The 20,012-nt window shown below is 40.7% G+C and carries 22 protein-coding genes; 11 read left to right on the top strand and 11 right to left on the bottom strand.

The window, feature by feature from the left end; genetic code table 11:
• Positions 1-11 precede the first annotated feature (11 nt).
• The 10 genes from ABXZ32_RS14760 (at position 12) to rimO (ending at position 7,910) form a co-directional block, all read left to right on the top strand.
• Positions 12-623, top strand: coding sequence for a fumarylacetoacetate hydrolase family protein (locus ABXZ32_RS14760; protein ID WP_354619453.1), 612 nt, complete (start codon positions 12-14; stop codon positions 621-623).
• Positions 623-961: an Hpt domain-containing protein gene (locus ABXZ32_RS14755; protein WP_354619452.1), complete on the top strand. Its 339-nt coding sequence runs from the start codon at positions 623-625 to the stop codon at positions 959-961. The genes ABXZ32_RS14760 and ABXZ32_RS14755 overlap by 1 nt, the downstream gene beginning before the upstream one ends.
• Positions 961-2,208 (top strand): competence/damage-inducible protein A, encoded by a 1,248-nt coding sequence (locus ABXZ32_RS14750; RefSeq protein WP_354619451.1) that lies wholly within the window; start codon positions 961-963, stop codon positions 2,206-2,208. The genes ABXZ32_RS14755 and ABXZ32_RS14750 overlap by 1 nt, the downstream gene beginning before the upstream one ends.
• Positions 2,209-2,281: 73 nt before the next feature.
• Entirely contained in the window at positions 2,282-2,518 is a 237-nt protein-coding gene (gene rpmB, locus ABXZ32_RS14745; protein ID WP_062053089.1) for a 50S ribosomal protein L28, read from the top strand.
• Between the two features lie 21 nt (positions 2,519-2,539).
• Entirely contained in the window at positions 2,540-2,722 is a 183-nt protein-coding gene (gene rpmG, locus ABXZ32_RS14740; RefSeq protein WP_062053091.1) for a 50S ribosomal protein L33, read from the top strand.
• Positions 2,723-2,728: 6 nt separating this feature from the next.
• On the top strand, positions 2,729-2,884 hold the full coding sequence (locus ABXZ32_RS14735; protein ID WP_082591049.1) for a DUF4295 domain-containing protein: 156 nt from the start codon (positions 2,729-2,731) through the stop codon (positions 2,882-2,884).
• A gap of 88 nt (positions 2,885-2,972) precedes the next feature.
• Positions 2,973-3,935, top strand: coding sequence for a signal recognition particle-docking protein FtsY (ftsY, locus tag ABXZ32_RS14730; protein WP_354619450.1), 963 nt, complete (start codon positions 2,973-2,975; stop codon positions 3,933-3,935).
• Positions 3,932-4,786 carry a DUF2911 domain-containing protein gene (locus ABXZ32_RS14725; RefSeq protein ID WP_354619449.1) on the top strand — a complete coding sequence of 285 codons (855 nt, stop codon included), beginning with the start codon at positions 3,932-3,934 and terminating at the stop codon, positions 4,784-4,786. The genes ftsY and ABXZ32_RS14725 overlap by 4 nt, the downstream gene beginning before the upstream one ends.
• A gap of 5 nt (positions 4,787-4,791) precedes the next feature.
• A complete protein-coding gene (locus ABXZ32_RS14720; RefSeq protein WP_354619448.1) occupies positions 4,792-6,468 on the top strand; it encodes an amidase family protein in 1,677 nt (558 codons plus the stop codon).
• A 140-nt stretch (positions 6,469-6,608) separates the two neighbouring features.
• A complete protein-coding gene (gene rimO / locus ABXZ32_RS14715) occupies positions 6,609-7,910 on the top strand; it encodes a 30S ribosomal protein S12 methylthiotransferase RimO (protein ID WP_062053101.1) in 1,302 nt (433 codons plus the stop codon).
• A gap of 17 nt (positions 7,911-7,927) precedes the next feature.
• On the opposite strand, the gene ABXZ32_RS14710 is transcribed toward rimO, so the two are convergent.
• Positions 7,928-8,845, bottom strand: coding sequence for a DMT family transporter (locus tag ABXZ32_RS14710; RefSeq protein ID WP_354619447.1), 918 nt, complete (start codon positions 8,843-8,845; stop codon positions 7,928-7,930).
• A gap of 139 nt (positions 8,846-8,984) precedes the next feature.
• Between ABXZ32_RS14710 and ABXZ32_RS14705 the strand changes: the two genes are divergently transcribed.
• A complete protein-coding gene (locus ABXZ32_RS14705) occupies positions 8,985-10,622 on the top strand; it encodes an ABC-F family ATP-binding cassette domain-containing protein (RefSeq protein ID WP_354619446.1) in 1,638 nt (545 codons plus the stop codon).
• A 20-nt stretch (positions 10,623-10,642) separates the two neighbouring features.
• Here ABXZ32_RS14705 and ABXZ32_RS14700 read toward each other — a convergent pair whose 3' ends face one another.
• The 10 genes from ABXZ32_RS14700 to ABXZ32_RS14655 form a co-directional block, all read right to left on the bottom strand.
• Positions 10,643-11,677 carry a hypothetical protein gene (locus tag ABXZ32_RS14700; RefSeq protein WP_354619445.1) on the bottom strand — a complete coding sequence of 345 codons (1,035 nt, stop codon included), beginning with the start codon at positions 11,675-11,677 and terminating at the stop codon, positions 10,643-10,645.
• 210 nt (positions 11,678-11,887) lie between these two features.
• Entirely contained in the window at positions 11,888-12,691 is an 804-nt protein-coding gene (gene dapB, locus ABXZ32_RS14695) for a 4-hydroxy-tetrahydrodipicolinate reductase (RefSeq protein ID WP_354619444.1), read from the bottom strand.
• Positions 12,692-12,708: 17 nt separating this feature from the next.
• A complete protein-coding gene (locus ABXZ32_RS14690) occupies positions 12,709-12,984 on the bottom strand; it encodes a hypothetical protein (protein WP_354619443.1) in 276 nt (91 codons plus the stop codon).
• Positions 12,977-13,462: a MarR family winged helix-turn-helix transcriptional regulator gene (locus ABXZ32_RS14685; RefSeq protein WP_354619442.1), complete on the bottom strand. Its 486-nt coding sequence runs from the start codon at positions 13,460-13,462 to the stop codon at positions 12,977-12,979. Before ABXZ32_RS14685 ends, ABXZ32_RS14690 begins: the two co-directional genes overlap by 8 nt.
• Positions 13,463-13,817: 355 nt before the next feature.
• A complete protein-coding gene (locus tag ABXZ32_RS14680; protein WP_354619441.1) occupies positions 13,818-14,717 on the bottom strand; it encodes an ATP synthase subunit B family protein in 900 nt (299 codons plus the stop codon).
• A 238-nt stretch (positions 14,718-14,955) separates the two neighbouring features.
• A complete protein-coding gene (locus ABXZ32_RS14675) occupies positions 14,956-16,890 on the bottom strand; it encodes a hypothetical protein (protein WP_354619440.1) in 1,935 nt (644 codons plus the stop codon).
• 142 nt (positions 16,891-17,032) lie between these two features.
• Entirely contained in the window at positions 17,033-17,572 is a 540-nt protein-coding gene (locus tag ABXZ32_RS14670; protein ID WP_354619439.1) for a hypothetical protein, read from the bottom strand.
• A 376-nt stretch (positions 17,573-17,948) separates the two neighbouring features.
• A complete protein-coding gene (locus tag ABXZ32_RS14665) occupies positions 17,949-18,086 on the bottom strand; it encodes a hypothetical protein (protein WP_354619438.1) in 138 nt (45 codons plus the stop codon).
• A gap of 286 nt (positions 18,087-18,372) precedes the next feature.
• Positions 18,373-19,341, bottom strand: coding sequence for a hypothetical protein (locus tag ABXZ32_RS14660; protein ID WP_354619437.1), 969 nt, complete (start codon positions 19,339-19,341; stop codon positions 18,373-18,375).
• A gap of 339 nt (positions 19,342-19,680) precedes the next feature.
• The gene (locus ABXZ32_RS14655) at positions 19,681-19,995 is read right to left on the bottom strand and encodes an HPF/RaiA family ribosome-associated protein (RefSeq protein ID WP_354619436.1); all 315 of its coding nucleotides are present in this window, start codon (positions 19,993-19,995) and stop codon (positions 19,681-19,683) included.
• Between the last annotated feature and the right edge of the window lie 17 nt (positions 19,996-20,012).

Below are 20,012 nucleotides of genomic sequence, written 5' to 3'. Positions count from 1 at the left end.
GAATCAAGAGCATGAAAATCATCTGTATAGGTCGCAATTATGCGGACCATATCAAGGAATTGAATAATGAAAGGCCTTCGGATCCGGTGGTTTTTATAAAGCCGGATTCTTCGGTACTTCCCAAAGAGCAGGATTTTTACATCCCTGAATTTACCAAAGATGTCCATTATGAAGTGGAGGTATTGGTTAAAATCAAGAAGGTAGGAAAGCATATCGAAGAAAAGTTTGCCCATACCTATTATGACGAGGTTGGCCTTGGGATAGATTTTACCGCCAGGGATGTGCAATCGGCCCTAAAGGAGAAGGGCTTGCCCTGGGAAAAAGCCAAAGGTTTTGATGGTGCCGCCGTGGTGGGGAAATGGTTGCCCAAGACCAATATTAAGGATCTGAACAATTTAAATTTTTCGCTCTCCAAAAACGGGGAATTGGTACAGCAAGGGAATACAAGTATGATGCTGTGGAAGATAGATGAGATCATCGCCTATGTGTCTACGTATTTTATGCTTAAAAAGGGGGATATTATTTTTACGGGAACCCCTGCCGGTGTAGGAAAAATTGAAACAAATGATTACCTTTCAGGTAAGCTTGAAAACGAAGAGTTATTTACGGTAAAAATAAAATAATGATATACAGTTTAGACAAATTAAATGAAATGGCAGAAGGGGATGAAGATTTCATCAACTCTGTAATAGCTGTATTCCTAGATGAAGTGCCCACCGATTTGGAGATGTTGGAGCAGGCTATAGAAAAGAAGGATTACAGCAATGTGTATCAATTGGCGCATAAGATAAAGCCAAATGTAGACCTTTTAGGAATGGAGCAGACCCGAGCGAATGCCTTGGAGATAGAAACTCTGGGTAAAAAGGAGGGCAGTGGAGATGCTATAGAGAAATTATTTCCCTTATTGAAAAACGATATCCATCAAGTGGTATCCGAGCTTAAGAAAGACTTCAATTTATAATGCTTGCAGAAATCATCACCATTGGGGATGAAATCCTAATTGGGCAAATTATTGATACAAATTCTGCTTTTATAGCTCATGAGCTGAACCAAATAGGGGTTTCTGTCTATCAGATCACTTCGGTACAGGATGAGCGCAACCATATTCTCAAGGCTTTTGAAGAAGCCGAATCCAGGGCAGATGTAATTATTATCACGGGTGGGCTAGGGCCTACCAAGGACGATATTACCAAACTGACCCTTTGTGAGTATTTTGGGGACACCCTTGTGGAGAGCAAAGAGGTGTTGGAGCATGTAGAAGAGCTTTTTAAAAATTATATTTCCACGCCAATTTCCGATATGAACCGCAGACAGGCATTGGTGCCTTCCAGGGCTACCGTGCTTAAGAATGCCTACGGAACGGCCCCAGGGATGTGGATAAAGCACGGGGGCAAGGTATTTGTATCCCTTCCCGGAGTGCCCTTTGAAATGAAGAGCCTTGTACAGAACGAGGTAATCCCAAGAATCGTTGAGGAGTTCCATAGACCTTTTATCCTGCATAGGACCTTGATCACTTACGGAGTGGGTGAGAGTGCCATTGCAGAAAAGATAGAGGATTGGGAGAACGCACTGCCGCCCTTCATCAGGTTGGCCTATTTGCCCAACCTTGGCAAGGTAAGGTTGCGGTTGACCGCCAAGGGTACGGACAAGGAAGGCATCGGCATGGCCGTTGATGAGGAAATCCGAAAACTTCATGGTATCATTGGGGATATCATCTTCGGAGAGGACCAGAATGGCGCTTTGGAAGAGGTAGTAGGTAAAATACTGGCCAAAAAGAAATATACCCTTGCCACGGCAGAGAGTTGTACCGGAGGAGCTATTGCAGAGCGAATTACTTCTGTACCAGGAGCTTCCGCTTATTTTAAGGGAAGTGTGGTCAGTTATGCCACGGAAGCCAAAATTAAGGTGCTCCAGGTGTCCGAAAAGGTCATAAAAGAGGATTCTGTGGTCAGTGAAGCCGTCGCAAAGGCCATGGCACAGAACGTAAAAGAACTTTTTAATACAGATTTTGCAATTTCTACAACTGGGAACGCCGGACCCACAAAAGGGGATTCTGACGCTGATGTAGGAACGGTGTATATTGCAATTGCCTCACCATCTGGTGTTTATGCTGAGAAATTCATGATGGGAAACCATCGGGAACGCATCGTTCAGAAGTCCGTAAACAAGTCTTTTGAGCTTTTGCAAAAAGAAATTCTAAAATTCTGAAAAAAGAATTTTGCCTTCCCATAAAAAAGATATAAATTTGCATCCTGTTTAAAATCACACTAAAAGTAGCGAAATGTCAAAAGTTTGTGAAATTACTGGAAAGAAAGCTATGTTTGGTAACAACGTCTCTTTTTCCATTAACAAAACCAAGAGAAGATTTGATGTAAATCTTTCTAAGAAACGTTTTTATATCCCTGAAGAAGACCGTTGGGTAACCCTAAAGGTAACTTCTAAGGCGTTGAAATCCATCAATAAAAAGGGGATATCAGCAGTTATAAAAGAAGCAAGAGCAAAAGGATTGGTTAAGTAATCCGTAAATAAAAAGATAACAATGGCAAAGAAAGGTAATAGGATCCAAGTTATTTTGGAGTGCACGGAGCATAAAGAATCCGGCATGCCTGGAACTTCTAGGTATATCACTACCAAGAACAAGAAGAATACTCCAGATAGGATGGAAATTAAGAAATTCAACCCTATCATGAAGAAAATGACAGTTCATAAAGAAATAAAATAATACGTCATGGCAAAGAAGACCGTAGCGAGTTTACAGACAAGCTCAAAAAGATTAACCAAAGCCATTAAGATGGTAAAGTCACCAAAAACTGGTGCTTATACTTTTGTGGAATCAGTAATGGTTCCTGAAATGGTAAACGATTGGATGGCAAAACAGAAATAATACTTGCCAAAATATATTTTAAAGCTACTTTCCATCGAAAGTAGCTTTTTTATTTTCATATCTTTGGGTTATAGAAGTAGTATAACAAATGAGTTTATTCAAAAAGATATTTTCTTCCGAAAAGAAGGAAACCCTGGATAAGGGTTTAGAGAAGTCCAAGACCAGTTTTTTCTCAAAATTGGGAAAAGCAGTTGCCGGGAAAACCAAGGTAGATGATGATGTTTTGGATAATCTGGAGGAAGTATTGGTCACTTCGGATGTCGGAGTGAATACTACCCTTAAAATTATCGAAAGAATAGAGGCCAGGGTATCCCGTGATAAATACCTGGGGACGGATGAACTCAATGTGATCCTCCGTGAAGAAATTGCAGGACTTTTATCCGAAACCAATGTAGGGGAGGAGACCGAGTTTGTAGTTCCCAAGGACAAAAAACCCTATGTGATCATGGTGGTTGGTGTCAATGGGGCCGGTAAGACTACCACTATTGGGAAATTGGCCCATCAATTCAAAAAACAAGGTTATAAGGTTGTCCTAGGTGCCGCGGATACATTCCGTGCAGCAGCGATAGACCAATTACAGGTATGGGCAGACCGTGTTGATGTGCCCATCGTAAAACAGGCTATGGGGAGCGATCCTGCTTCCGTTGCTTTTGATACCCTAAGTTCTGCCATGAAGCAAGATGCCGATGTGGTCATTATAGACACAGCGGGTCGCTTGCACAATAAGGTAAACCTGATGAACGAGCTTACCAAAGTGAAAAGGGTAATGCAAAAGGTGGTTGCCGATGCACCCCATGATGTAATGCTTGTCCTCGATGGCTCTACAGGTCAGAATGCCTTTGAACAGGCAAAGCAGTTTACCAAAGCTACCGAAGTAACCTCTTTGGCCGTTACAAAATTGGACGGCACCGCCAAAGGTGGTGTGGTCATAGGAATCTCCGATCAGTTTAAGGTTCCGGTAAAGTATATCGGGGTAGGTGAGGGGATCGAAGATCTTCAAATATTTAATAAGTACGAGTTCGTCGATTCATTTTTTGGAGGTAAAAATTGAGGTACCTAGTATCCATACTACTCATTCTCTTGGCGCTACCAAGCGCTGCACAAATCACACATCCTAAAGCCAGTCCTTTTTCCCTTGTGGAGCAAGAGGTTGGCCTTTCCAAAATTTCCGTTGCCTATTCACGCCCAGCCGTTAGGGGGAGGACCATTTTTGGTCAACTCGTCCCCTATGACCGTATTTGGCGGGTTGGGGCCAATGAGTCCACCAAGATCACCTTGGATACGGACATGAAAGTACTTGGCAATTCCTTGGCCAAAGGCACCTATGCCCTTTATGCTTTTCCACAGGAGGACAAATGGGAAATAGTGTTTCATACCAATACCACCCACTGGGGCGACGGCAGAACGGCCTATGACCCTGCGGAAGATGCACTTAGGGTGACCGTCATCCCGGAAAGCATCCCTTATTTCCAGGAGAATTTTTTGATCACTTTTGATGCGATGACCCATAACAGTGTGGAAATGATCTGGATTTGGGAACAGACCAAGGTTGTTATTCCAATGACAGTGGATACCCATGGTGCCATGCTCAGTGAAATCAACAAACAGCTACAAGAGAATCCCACGGCACAAACCTATTATGAGGCGGCTCGTTATTATCAGGAACAGGGCATGGAGTATCCTTTGGCCCTCGATTATCTGAATAAAGCCATTGCCCTAGGAGGCGATACCTATTATTTTTATAGGGTTAAGTCCTTGGTGGAGGCAGCTTTGCCCGATTATAAGTCGGCCATAAAATCTGCCCAAAAATCCATGGCCTTGGCAGGGATTGAAGGGAAGGACGAGTTCGTTCGGATGAACCAGGAGAATATTAAGAATTGGAATACAGTAATAAAAAATTAGCACTTATGGGAAGACTCTTTATTTTGGGTTTGGCAGTAGCCATGGGATTTACGTCATGTAAGCAGAAACAAGAAAAGACCCCCGAACCTGTAGTGCTTTGGGAAGCCTATAATGATTCCGCCGAAGTAGCAGCCAATACAGATCATGAGATAGAGAGAATGCGTTATAAGCTGATCCAATCCAAAGTTCTGGACAAAAATGAGGTGTTTTTGCCCCTCTATGATGAAGTTTCCAAATTTTCCGATACCGAATACGAAAGTCTGAAACCTTTGATCCTGGAACAGGATATCCCCACCTTGCAAGCACATATCAAGGAAGGCAAACTGAGCTACGAGAAGTTGGTGCTTTTCTATCTGAAAAGAATTTATAAATACGAACTGGACAATGCCACTACGTTGAATACGGTCTTGGCCTTGAACAAGAATGTGGTTGCGGAAGCCCGTAAAATGGACGAGTTCCGTAAAAAATATCCAAACGAAAAACACCATCCCATCTATGGTATGCCCATATTATTGAAGGACAATATCAATACCGAGGGGATGAATACTACGGCCGGATCTATTGCTTTGATGGACAATGAGACCGGTGATGCCTTTATCGTACAACAATTAAAAAAGAACGGAGCCCTTATTTTAGGGAAGGTCAACCTAAGTGAGTGGGCCTATTTCCTTTGCACGGGTTGCCCTGTAGGCTACAGTGCCTTTGGGGGTCAGACCTTGAACCCCTATGGAAGAAAAGTATTTGAAACCGGGGGGTCCAGTGCCGGGAGTGGTACTTCTGTTGCTGCCAATTATGCAGTAGCGGCAGTGGGGACTGAAACTTCTGGTTCTATTTTATCCCCTTCCAGCCAAAATTCTGTCGTAGGATTAAAACCAACTATTGGACTTTTGAGCCGTTCGGGGATCGTTCCTATTTCCAGTACCCTGGACACGCCTGGTCCTATGACCAAAAACGTAATTGATAATGCCATTTTATTATCGGCCATGTTGGGCCAAGATCCAGCGGATAGTAAATCCGTTGCGGCTACTGCCGATTACATGAATGCGATTGCAAACAACTCCCTAAAAGGAAAGCGCCTGGGTGCCTTTGCCAACCTTATAGAGGAGAACGAGATTTATAAAAATACCGTGGAGAAGCTAAAAAGCCTGGGAGCCGAAATTGTCGTTTTTACCCCGCCAACAGCTAAAATGGAAGGCTTCTTGAGTATTTTGAATATTGATATGAAGAACGACCTGCCAGCCTATCTGAACAGTCAAGTAAGAAACAAGGACGCCGTAAAAATTGGCAGTATCCAGAATGCCATAGCCTTCAACAATATGGATTCTTTGGTGCGGATTCCTTACGGACAGGCCCTGTTTGAAGGGATTGTGGCAGATTCTACCACCGCTGAAGGCTTGGAAGAGATAAAAAACAGGTTGGAAAAAACAGGAAGGGCCTTTTTCGATACGGCCCTGGATTCTAAAAATCTTGATGCTATCCTGTCCATCAACAACTACCATGCGGGCTATGCCGCTGTGGCCAAATATCCGGCCTTAACGGTGCCCATGGGTTATAAGGAAACGGGAGAGCCTATCAGTCTTACCTTTATTGCCAAGCAGTTCCAAGAGGATAAATTACTGGAGCTGGGTCGCGCCTATGAGGCGGGCACCAAAGTGCGCAAGATGCCAGAAAAGTTTCAATAAAAGCAATGGTACTTATGCCTTGAACATTGATCCATAAAGGTGTAATACCAAGGGGGCAATGCCCCGAAACGTTAATATTAGTCTTATTTTGATGCCATTCTTTTATCAAATCGTACTTTTGCACCCTATTTAGAAAAAACATGCGGACAAAAACACTTAAAAAGAATAAAATCAACGTAGTAACCCTAGGGTGTTCCAAGAATGTGTACGATTCAGAAGTACTTATGGGACAGTTGCGTGCCAACGATAAAGAGGTGGTACATGAAGAGGAAGGGAATGTTGTTGTTATCAACACCTGTGGTTTTATCGCCAATGCCAAAGAGGAGAGTGTAAACACCATTTTGGAATATGTGCAGAAGAAAGAAGCCGGACTAGTTGATAAGGTTTTTGTGACCGGATGTTTGAGTGAGCGCTATAAGCCAGACCTACAGAAAGAGATTCCCAATGTGGACGAATATTTTGGGACCAGTGATCTGCCCAATCTATTGAAGGCCCTTGGAGCCGATTATAAGCATGAGCTGATCGGGGAACGTTTAACGACCACCCCAAAAAATTATGCCTATTTAAAAATAGCCGAAGGTTGTGACCGACCTTGTTCCTTTTGTGCCATTCCCCTGATGCGTGGAAAGCACAAGAGTACCCCTATTGAAGACCTTGTTCAGGAAGCTGAGAAACTGGCCGCCAAAGGAGTAAAGGAATTGGTATTGATCGCTCAGGATTTGACCTATTACGGGTTGGATCTTTACAAAAAGAGAAACTTGGCGGAGCTGTTGAAGGAATTGGTGAAAGTGGAGGGGATCGAATGGATCCGTTTGCATTATGCCTTCCCTACTGGGTTCCCAATGGATGTATTGGATGTGATGAACCAGGAGCCAAAAGTGTGCAACTACTTGGACATTCCATTGCAACATATCGCAGACCCTATCCTGAAAAGTATGCGTCGTGGGACCACTAAGGCCAAAACGACCCAATTGTTACAGGATTTTAGGGCTACCGTCCCAGAAATGACCATCCGTACCACTTTGATCGTGGGATATCCTGGGGAGACCGAAGAGGACTTCCAGACCCTAAAAAGTTGGGTAGAGGAAATGCGTTTTGAACGGTTGGGATGCTTTACCTATAGCCATGAGGAAAATACCCATGCCTACAACTTGGAGGACGATGTTCCTGAAGATGTAAAATTGGAACGCGCTGCTGAGATTATGGAATTACAGTCCCAGATCTCTTGGGAGCTGAACCAGGAAAAAGTAGGACAGACCTTCCGTTGTATTATCGACCGTAAAGAGGGACCTTACTTTGTAGGTCGTACCGAGTTCGATTCTCCGGATGTGGACAATGAGGTGCTGATAGATGCTGCAAAACACTACGTAAAAATAGGGGAGTTCACCAATGTGAAGATCACCGAAGCGGCAGATTTTGACCTATATGGGGAACCAGTTTAGGAACAAAACGCTTTAAATTATACTACGGGGTCTATGGCCCCTTTTGATACCAAAGGCTCCTTTTTAAGGAGCCTTTTTATTGTTATAGGCTTATTGTAGAAGGTTACGCGGATCCCGAAAAGGAGAACAATTCCACCCAAGATCATTTGTAGCGTAATGGTCTCGTTCAAAAAGATCCAGGCCAAAAAGGCGGTCAATAAAGCCTGACTCAACATGGCCAGGGATACGCGGGTAGTTCTCATGTATTGCAGGGCATAGCTCACCATCAACCAGGCCAATAATTGGCATACCACTGCCTGTAGGGAGAGCATCATCCAGCCCGTCGTGGAAAATCCGCCAAAAGGCTCGTCCCATACCCAGCTGATGATCCCGAGGAATATTGAGGAGGCCATTAGGCTGTAGGTCATAAAGGTGACAATGGAGATCTTGGCAAGTACTTCCTTGCTGATCAGGAGGTAGGCCGAATAAAAAACACCGGACAAGATTCCACAGACAAAGCCGATATCAAAGGAAAGGGAGACAAACACTTCAAAACCTACCAGGGCCACCATCCCTAAAAGGGAAATGAGGGTGCCGATCCAGAAATTCTTGGTGGGTTTGTTCGTTAAAAACAAAAAGGTGGCAACGCCCACCCACACCGGGGAAAGGTTCGCCAGTAGTGATGCCTGTGTAGCAGTGGATTCCAGAATAGCAATATTCCAAACCGCCACATCCGATCCAAACAAGATGCCGCTCAGGGCGGTCAACAGCAGTATTTTAGTGGAGGGCATGCCCAATTGTTTGGTATACCAGGCATAGGGCAATATCAGCACCAGGGCAATGGCCATACGGTAGAAGGCCGAGATCAAACCGGGGGCCAGTTCCATCTTTATCATGAGCGGAAAAACGGAAACACAGAGGATTCCAATAACTAATGCTAAGCGCGGCTTGTTCATAGCTGTAAAAAACGGCTAATGTAGTAAAAATAGGGATTGGTGCCCTTGAAATTTTAACCCCTAACAGTCTGCATTATAGCGCACTATTTCTTTGTGGTGACCGGCTTTTTTTTAGTTTTGCAGCTCCAAAGAAAAAAGTATGATTTCCGTAGACCAAATTGCAGTAGAATTTAGTGGGGATACACTCTTTAGTGATGTGTCCTTCGTGATCAATGAGAATGATAAAATTGCCCTAATGGGCAAGAACGGGGCAGGGAAATCTACCATGATGAAGATCATCGCAGGGGAGCAGAAGGCCACCCGTGGCCATATCCGTTTTCCCAAGGATGCCGTGATCGCTTATTTGCCACAGCATTTGCTCACCAATGATAACTGCACCGTCTTTGAAGAGGCCTCCAAGGCTTTTAAGGAAATCTTTGAAATGCGGGACGAAATGGACCGCCTGAACAAGGAACTGGAAACCAGGACCGACTATGAGTCCGACGCCTATATGAACATCATCGGCAAGGTTTCCGACCTGGGGGAGAAGTACTACGCTTTGGAAGAGATCAACTATGAGGCCGAAGTAGAAAAAGCGCTGAGGGGACTTGGTTTTAGAAGGGAAGATTTTGGAAGGCTGACGAGTGAGTTCAGTGGGGGATGGCGTATGCGTATAGAGCTAGCCAAGATCTTATTGCAAAAGCCGGACCTGATCCTTTTGGATGAGCCTACCAACCACGTGGATATAGAATCTGTGATCTGGTTGGAAGATTTCTTATTGAACAAGGCCAAGGCCGTTGTGGTCATTTCCCACGATAAGACTTTTATTGACAATATCACCAATAGGACCATAGAGGTGACCATGGGCCGTATCTATGATTACAAGGCCAACTATACCCATTACCTGCAATTGAGGGAAGATAGGCGTGCCCATCAGATAAAGGCATACCAGGAACAGCAAAAATTTATAGCGGACAACCAACAGTTCATAGACAGGTTCAAGGGGACCTATTCCAAGACCAACCAGGTGACCTCACGGGAGCGGATGTTGGAGAAGTTGCAGATCATAGAGATTGATGAGATAGATACTTCGGCCCTAAAATTGCGTTTCCCACCTTCTGTCCGTTCAGGGGATTATCCCGTAACGGTCAACGGACTGACGAAAAAATATGGGGACCATGTGGTGTTCCAGGATGCCAATATGTCCATCAGCAGGGGAGAGAAAGTCTCCTTTGTGGGTAGGAACGGGGAAGGAAAATCTACCATGATAAAGGCCATTATGGGCGAGATCGATTTTGAAGGGGAATGTTCCCTGGGCCATAACGTAAAAGTGGGGTATTTTGCCCAGAACCAAGCGTCTTTATTGGACCCGGACCTGACCATCTTCCAGACTGTGGACGAGGTGGCCGAAGGAGATATCCGTACCCAGATAAAAAATATCCTGGGACGTTTCATGTTCAGCGGGGATGATCTGGAGAAAAAGGTAAGCGTGCTCTCCGGAGGGGAAAAAACCCGACTGGCGATGGTAAAACTCTTGTTGGAACCGGTGAACCTATTGATACTGGATGAGCCTACCAACCATTTGGACCTGAAGTCCAAGGACGTATTGAAAGAGGCATTATTGTCCTTTGACGGTACGCTGATCCTGGTGTCTCACGACCGTGACTTCCTGCAGGGCTTGAGTCAAAAAGTATTTGAGTTTAAGGAGAAGAGGGTGATAGAGCATTTTGAAACTATTGATGCCTTCCTGATCCGTAATAGGATAGAGAACTTAAAAGAGATAGATTTAAAGGCTTAGGAGGCACCACATACTATTTGTTAATTAACCTTTACAAATCTTGGTAAAGGTTGGTTTAAAAAATCGACACCCATAGTTCCTTGTTTGTTTGTGGCTATTTTTACAATAGCCGGATAATTTTGTGCCATATACATATACAGGTCATCATCAATTCTATAGATATCAATTTTCTCATCATAATTATTAATGGAATGCATATAATTATTCTCGAAATATAATTTAAAAGTCAATGGGAAGGAAGCATCAACAGGCTCATAGTTGCCAAGAAGATGTGCCACTTCACTGGAATCTTTAAATTGTCCTAACTGCCGGTATGGGATTTCATTCTCTTTATTATCTAGTAAAGAGTCAATTTTTAAATACGTTTCAATGGCCTTTACACGATAACGCTGACTTTCATCTAATATATTTATCCAATCATTCATGTATTTGATCGCATTTCTTTTGTATCTGTCATCGTTCAGATAATAGTCCAGTTCTTCTTCCGAAACGGTGTTATATCTTAAGCGGTCTAAATTGTAATTTTCATCAAACAAAATATCTAATTGGAAAAAAACAGAGTTTTGAATTCGCTTATTGACTACTTGAATCGCTTCATACCTATCCACATATAATATTTTTAAATCCCTTAATATAGGATTATACTGTATTGGCAACTTATCCAAATGAATCTGCAAGTTTTCATATCCATTTGTATTCACTTTAAAGTTATAGTAAGCATTACCTATTCTCTCGAAAGTGCCGTTCTTAAAATCGTCAACGGTCCATGGGTTTTCAAAATCCAAGGTCTTGTTATATATTGAATCATTTTTTAAATAATTATCGATACTGACAGTAGATGCCTCTATGTCTTCCAATAAATTATCTTGAATTTCTTTAAAGGCTAGTTTTACAGTTTGTTTATTTTTTTTCAGCTCGTTCTGGTTATTTATTTCCAAGGCAATTAATATACCTATCACCACAAGAACTATTTCTCCAATGGCATAAAGAAGATATTTGGCAAATCTATTTTGCGAGAGCAGGCTTTGTCGTATGCGTCTGAAGAATTTGATCATTAGAGACTGGTTTCTCTAAAGATACGATAATAACTAACTTATAAGTTTGAAAAGGAAAGCTAACGGTCTCGGCTATGCGTAGTTAAGTTGGATTGCACTTAATTTAGAAAATAAAAACCGAAAATTTAACCTATGGCAAATTGACCTAAAGTGAAGGATGTACTGCATCCTTTTTGTTAATCAACCTATACGAAGCTGGTGATGGATTTGTTAAAAATCCATCACACTGTCCAGCCCCCTTTGGAGGCCTTTAAAAGTGCCCACTTTTTCTATGGCCAAGAGGGCTCCCTGCACATAGGGTTCCGCACTGGCACCAGAATCGTGCCTCAGGGTAAGTTTCTCGTCCTTGAGCCCAAAGATGGCCTCTATGGAAATAACATGTCCCGGAAGACGCACTGAATGAACCTGTACCCCTTCCAACCGGGCACCCCTACTTTCTTTGATGCCCACCAGATCAGCTTCTGAAACGAATAAGGTAGATTCCTGTACGTTGGACAACCGATGTGCCAATTCCCTGGCAGTACCGCTGGGGGAGTCTATTTTGGACTCGTGGGCATAATCTATGAGTTCGTAATTGGGAATATACTTGGCCGCCATTTCAGAGAATTTTTGCAGGAGGACGACGGTAAGGGCAAAATTCCCAACCGCCAGAACGGAAGTGTTGGCTGTGGTTGCTGCCTCCTCGATTTTTTTATAATCCTGCTCCGTGAGGCCAGAGGTGCCTATGACCGTATTGATGCCTTTTTTTAGGGCCGCCAGCACATTTTTCATGGCACTGTCCGGTTTGGTGTATTCTACCAGCACATCAAATTGTAGCTGTTCCAGGGCAGTATCTATATCCGCAAAAATGGGGATATTCCCAGGGCCGAGATCCAGGACTTCGGCTAGGTTGTCGCCGGCCTTTTTTCTGGCAATGGCCCCGACCAGTTCAAAACCTGGGTGGTTTGCCACCCCTTTGCTCAACGCGGAGCCCGCCCAACCGGTGGCGCCCGCAATACATACTTTGATTGGCATACTACAGTCTTTTTAAATTAATACGGATGTTTTTTCCTGAAGAACAGCTGGAAACCTATGGGGATCCTGATCCGAATTTTATGGGTTGCTTTATAAATATTGTACAAATGGTACATATGCAATATGGAAAACAGGAGTCCGGCCACAAAAATAGGGGTGGCATCAAAGAGGATTCCATAGACCATATACATGAGGTTGGAGGTAAGGTGCCACCATCTAAACGTTTGCATGTTCTTCCTAGAAATTGCAAAGATCCCTGTTGCCAGGGCCAGATAACCCAATACCTCAATCATGGTAATAGTTGTTAAGGGTTCGTTCCTTAAAATTGCTTTCGGCCACTTTTTGTTCCAGTTTCTCCAAAAGTGCCATAAACTGAGGGTTATCTTCCAGGAGATCGTCTATGGTCTGTATGCCCGCTTTCCAATAGGCTTCCAGTTTGGGCAGTTCCTTAAGGGCCTTTTCCGATAATTGCAACTGTTGTTTTCTGCTATCCTCGGCATCGGTAATGGAGGTGATATACCCCTTTTTCTTCATCTTGTTGATCAGCTTTACAATACCCGGATGTGACAATTGCAGGGCTTCCGAAATTTCGGTGATGGTGAGGGTGTCGTTCTTTTGAAACAGCAAAAAGATCATGTGCCAATTGGGCTCAATCTCCAGGCCTTCGGAGTTGTAGAAGTCCCTGGTGCTGTAGAGGAGGGAGTCACTGAGCCGTTTTAGGCGGCTGGTAAGTCCGGAGACCCCTATTTCCATTAAAAAATCATTTTCCATATCCTAATATACGTTACTGGTTACGCAAATGTAATTAATAATGTAACTAGTTACGTAAAAAGTTTTATTTTTTTTAATGAGGTTGATAAAACGGGGGTTAGGGGCAAAGCGGGGGCAGTGAATATAGGGTGTATGGATGCTTACCTGGTCCGTAACTGGATTGGGAATATAAAGGAGATAGATCTAAGGTGTGGGTGGGAATGGATATTTTAAATTTAATTATAGCCATTTAAGAAACCCTCCAGTCAAATATAAACCAAATAGAATTCGGATTTATCTGAAGCGATCCCAGACATTATGTAGTTCATTAGTAGGCTAGAACTATCAGTGAATTAAATGGTGTTAGTACACGGTATTATTTTTCAAATGTAACTGGTTGAGAATCTTTTCCTTCATACATTGTATAATAAGTATATTCACTTTCTTCTTTGTACCAACGATATCTTGCTTGTTTGAATCTAAATATATTCAATATTTCTTGAACTTGTGTTTGAAATTCCTGTTTGTTTTTATTTGCCGCAAAAACTCCACCACTAAAGTTTATGTATTTTTTTCCCGTTCCATTGGCTGTAACTTCAATATCGTTTTCCCACATTTTTTTAGCGGCAATTTTCGCATATTGATTTCTTAAATTTGGAAATTCTTTAATTTGTATTTTAGAGACTTTTGATTTGAGGTTTTCTCCTAACTTTCTAAGTTCCGTATCTTCTGATGCCTCTGCTGCTTTAATAATTTTTGCCCACGTTGCAAAAACAACTATATCCATTTGAAGTTCTTCGATTGAGTTTCCTTCTGCAAATTCAATTCCGTCATCTATGGATTTCAGTTCTCGTTCAAGTTGTTCTTTTTGCTTTAAAACCTCCTCTTTTTTAGCTTTTTCTGCATTAATTCTTTCTGCAACTCTTTTTTCTTCGGCCGTTAAATTGTTTAGACTGTCCGCTTTTTTTATAAGTAATTGAGCCTTATTATATAGACTATCTGTTTTTTCTATTTTTTCCAAAGTCGAAATTGCATTTGAGTAATTTCCTTCTTTAATTTTGTTATTTGCAGTTTGAATACTTGTTTTTGAGTCAATTGTTGTGTCAATAAACATAACTCCTAAAATACCTGTAATAATTATACTCAAAAACCAATATCCAATAACTTTTAAACGAGTAGGTTTATTTGTCCATCTTAAAATTAATGATGGTTTTATAAGTCCGACAATAAGAGCAATCAATAATGCAAAACTTAATAATCCTAAAATTCCAGCCATAGTTTTTTCCGTTTGGTTTTGTATAAAATTTCAAATCTAATTTTTCTGCTAAAAAGAAACTTACGGTTTTCCGTACTTGTTAAAATTTTAGCACGATGTTCGTTTTTAATATGTGCTAACGGTTAGTATATGAAAAGTAGGCGATTTCGAAGCAGTAAACTTTCGGTTACCCACAAAGTTTGATGCGAGCCCCAAGCCTTGATTTTATTACAGTTTCGCCTATTTTTTATACACATTGTTAGGCTTCGTTTTTATTAATTCCCATTATATTATTTAGCCAATTTTCAATTCTGGCACCATATTTCTTATTCAGATAAATCGATGTCGGAACTACTATAATTTGGATTAAAGTGAATATAAATTCAAGTTTTGACCAATTACCGTCATTCACATACGTTAACGGTTCTAAAAACACAAAATCAGGGTTAAGAACTAGCTTTAAAAACAGAATTAGAATTACCGCAGGTAAGGAAAAGAAAGTCAGGTATCGTAAAAGTTTAGAGACAAGACCTGCTATTTTTTTTCTGGTTGAGATTAGAGCGAAATATTTTTCTCTATAAACGCCACCAAAAGTCTCTTCAAATATTTTTACTAGTTCTAAATCTTCTTTCTCTTTGTTCCCGACTTTTTGAAGACGATTCATTAATTCTTCTAAATTGATTTCGTCAAATAAATTAGAAATGTAATAGTCAACATCATATTCGTCATTATTTGCAGTTTCTGCTAATGTAATTACCTTGTCAATTGTCTCAAGTTCTTTTTCTGAATACTGTTCTTCAAAAGCGTTTGAGTAAACCATAAATTGCTTAAAGACTTCAATATAGTCAGCACTAATTTCAGTGCGATTTGATATGGTTCTTAATAGTTCGGTTGGTAAAATACAAACGCTCTTACTATTATCTTCGTTTATAGCCCGAATCTTACCATCAATTTTGAGCGTAGTGTTATCTGTAGTAATTAACCAATATTTGATATCATACAAGTTGTAAGTATTTGATTCTCGAAGTCCTTCGATATATAACAACAACTTGGAAATATGGTCAATTCGAGAGCTAGTTTTTTCGGTGCTAGAAAGTTCACTCAAAAGTGATTCAAGTTTGTCTTTGGAATAGGTTATTTTTTTGTCATCTCTGTCAACTAAATTGGAACCAATTATTGATTTTAGTTTAATTAATACATTATTGAAATGAAGACTAAAATCTTCTCTGTTAACTATTTTTCCTTTCTTTTTAAGTCGAAGATAAAGTTCAACGGTATCACTCTTTTTGTTACTTATTTCATTCAATTTTAATAAAGCCTTATCTGAATGTCCTAAAAGTTTTGAAACTCTGTCAATGAGATTTTTTATGTTAACTTGAGTTTCTGTAATAGTTGAATTATGGACAATGAATTTTACTCCTTCAATTTTATTTAAAATGTTAATCAACTCAAGGGCTCTATGTTCTCGTAATTCATTGTCAAAACCAAATAATCTAATAATGAATGAACTGTCTAAATAAAAAACCTTGTTTTTATATGTTTCATTTAGTGTTTTGTCAATATTGGGATTGTAATGGAGCTGGAGAAATTCAAATATTTTGTATAGTAAAACCCGCAATATCTCATTGAAATCTGCACCTGAAGTCAATATCAGGTTATTGTATATCCCGCAATCTTCATCATCGTAATGCCCATTTTTATCGAGAATTAAGATGCTTTCAAGTTTGTTTGCGTCTTTGGATGAAATAAGTTGTTTAAGGAAACTTAAATTTCTTTTAAATAAGGTTGTCAATAATATTTCCTTGACGATTTCAGCTTTGTCAGTTGATATGTTATTTGATTTTAGAAAATCGGCAACATAATTATCTAATTTTTCATAATAGTTTTTGTACGAGCTTAAATTATCGTAATGGATTTTTTTAAGCCTAAAAGGAGTGTCAATCCTGAATTGTTCTGGAACTTCAAAGTAAGATTTGTAGGATTTTTCACCCACTATTTTTTCTAAAGCTTCGGGCTTTATAGAAATGCCAATTGCGTGAAGTTTTTGAGAAATTTCAAAGAGATTGAAAAAGCTATTTTCATTATTAATGAAAGTGTCTACTACAAGGGAAAAATGAGTGTTATTTGCCTGTTTATTGTTCAGCTTTGAAAACAAAAAATACAGCCTTTTCTCTTTGATATTTTCTTTATTCATTCAGTTTTTTTAATGAAGCCTAACGGTTCGTATAACCGTAGTTACGTGTTTATTTGCATTAATTATTGCTTTAGCATTGACCTTAGCAATTCAGAGTGGATTCGGACGTAGTCGAATCCGCCGTAATTGCGGTTATACATTGTTACCCAACGTTTTTATTTTTCAGAACTATTTTAGCAGCCTCTACTGCTTCTTTTTGATAGCTTTTACTATTGTCCAAAATTTCAATTAATTGCTTTTCGTTTTTGGATTCATATTGCTCTACAAATTTTTCAATTCGAGTTTTTTCTCGTTTTTCTATTAATTCAACTGCTTGTTTAGAATCCGACTTATTAATATAAGTAAACATTCTAAATCGGTATTTTGTTTTACCTAAAAATGGGCTATCGTGTATAAAATCGTGAAGAATATTTGTCAAATAGTATCTATCTCCATTTTTAAATTTTAAATCCCAATATCCAAAGTCAGATACAAGCATTGGAATTCGTCCAGCTCTATCTATTGCATTTTTGTAATAAATTCCGAGATGATAGTTCGATTCCGAAACATCATTTATCGTGTACGTTTTAATTATTCCGTTTTGAGTAATTTCAATTTTTTTCGAGTCAAAGTCCAAAGTAAAAGAAGTGTCTTTGTTTTCAAAATAATAATTGAGATAAATTAATACAGATGGAATGTTCATAATCAGGATTATGACGCTAAAAATTATGAATATTTGTTGGTCAAGAACAAATTCGGTCCCGTTTCTCCATTTCCAACAAAAAGGCAATATGATTACCATAAGAGCTATCATTTTGAGGTTGTCAAAAAGTAGTCCATTCAGAAGTTTGTTGTTTATTTTGTAGTGTTTTTTCAAATGTTGGGTAACTCCTGGATAAAGTCATTTCGTTCACTTTATCCAATAGGGATATTTTAGAAACGGCAATATAGAGTATATTACCTCTAATTTTTGCTAAAAGTCTATGATTTTGTAGGAAGTTATCAACTTGTAGGAATGGTAGAAAGAGCGGTGTAATTTGTTTGTTTTGGGTTACAATTTGCATGTTGTTTATCTGGTATTACAAAGAAGCGGATAACAACTCAATTTTCCTTACGGTTTCCCGTAATGGGGAAGGTACTATTGGGGAAAGGGTAGGAGGCAATAAAAAGGTGGCGGTGCCATTGTCCAGACCTCTCGCCTGCGCTCGAGGGGACATAAAAAAAGATTGCGGTGCCACTGTCCAGACCTCTCGACTGCGCTCGAGGGGACAGAGGAAAATGTTTCGTTGTCAGGTTGAGCGCAGTCGAAACCTCCTAGACACGTAATGATGAATTGAAAGTGTATGACAGTCCAGAAATCTCGACTGCGCTCGAGGGGAAAGAAAAAGATGGCGGTGCCACTGTCCAGACCTCTCGACTGCGCTCGAGGGGACAAATAAAGGTGGTGGTGCCACTGTCTAGACCTCTCGACTGCGCTCGAGGGGACAGTAGACCAGAATTGCCTTATTCGGATACCACAAACGTCTTCAGCATATTTTTACTGCGGGGTTGTGGGACCTCAGAGATAAAGGCATAGTTGCCAGGGGGCAAATCAACCTTAAAATAGCCCTTGGAACCTGCTGGCATATCGTTAACGCCCCCTAGAAAAGTGAAACCCTCGGGTGCCGGATTGATTAGTCCTTTCGGGTCTAGCCAGTTCATCCATGCATCTAGAGCGTCCAAATCACTATTGGCATCCAAACGGACCAAATTGATGTCGTGCCCCACAAAATTTTCATGGGCAATCTGGTCCTTAAATTCTACCGAAAAAGTTTGGGGCCCTTTCCCAATCTCCCCATCATAGGTGATACCTTCCGTACTGGAAATGGATAATGCTACGGTAGCCTCGGGTGGCTGTATGGTACTTTCCTCTTCAGTGACAATAATGGGTTTTGCCATGCCCATAGAGGAATGGAACTTGCCATTGGACATTTTTACATAACACTCCATAATATAATACCCCGGTTCCAAATACATGGTGGTGGTACTGGAATGCCCTGGTGAGACCAAGCCGGACCCTCCGGTAAATACAACATCAAAAAACCAAGCTGGCAGTTTGTTGAATGCTGCAAAACCTTCATCGGTTTTCCCTTCATTGATCAGATCCATCCCGGCATCAAATGCAGGTCCTACCTCTTTTTCGGTGTCTTCTATGGTCTTGCCTTCCGGATACTTGTCCATTAGAAAAAAATGGGGTTCCTTGGACTTGTTGATATATTTAAAGGTGTTCCAACCAGATGGGATGGTATCCACACTTTGAAAATCCATGACCTGGGTGACGATCTCAATCACGGGTTCACTTTTTACTTCAATGGCAGTTTCCTCCTTTTCTACCTTTTTATCCGATTTGCATCCCATTAGTAGGACAAAGGATAGGCACAGTAGGGGTAATTGGCCATATACCCCCTGTAAATACTGTTTTGATGTTTTCATAATAGTTATAGTTAGGACATGCGCATGCATATAGAGCGCATAATGACGCTTTATAGCTGCTTTTAATTAATAAATAAGGGTTATTATACCTTAAATGTAGAAAATAATAGCTAAATATCCAAGATATTTATTTTTTAATACACTCAATAGCAGTGAGTTGTGGTTTGTTTGTTATGTGACGGGGTAGGATCTGTATGGTCCGCTCCAGGGTACAATAAGAAGGTAACGGTGCCACGGTCCAGACCTCTCGCCTCCGCTCGAGGGGACATAAAAAAAAGGCAGCCTGGACATTTAGATGCCCAAGCTGCCTTTTATTTTTTAGAAATTAGTGTTTTGCTATTAGTGCTGTTGCATTTTACCAACAATGGTCCCAACTGCGGATTTTATCTTATCAATTGCACCTATTACTGCCTGATCCACTGAGTCTGCCTGATTGCTGACAGCAATGGGTTGCTTGCCCTCAATTCTGGCTTCTATTAAACAGGAGATATCATTGAAACCATCTTTTTTTCCATTCTCATCTTTTAAGTGTACCTCAATTCTGGTAATATGGGAATCGAACCTTTGCAGGGCTTCGGCAATTAGGGAGGAAAAATATTCTTCATTTCTTTTTTCTCCAGAAATGGTGTTGTCGGTATTAATTTGAATTGTCATATGCTATGTTTTTTGCT

This window comes from Sediminicola luteus, assembly GCF_040566555.1.
Classification (GTDB): Bacteria; Bacteroidota; Bacteroidia; order Flavobacteriales; family Flavobacteriaceae; genus Sediminicola.
The sequence above is the reverse complement of the archived record's forward strand: the minus strand, read 5'-3'. Positions and strand labels throughout refer to the sequence as shown.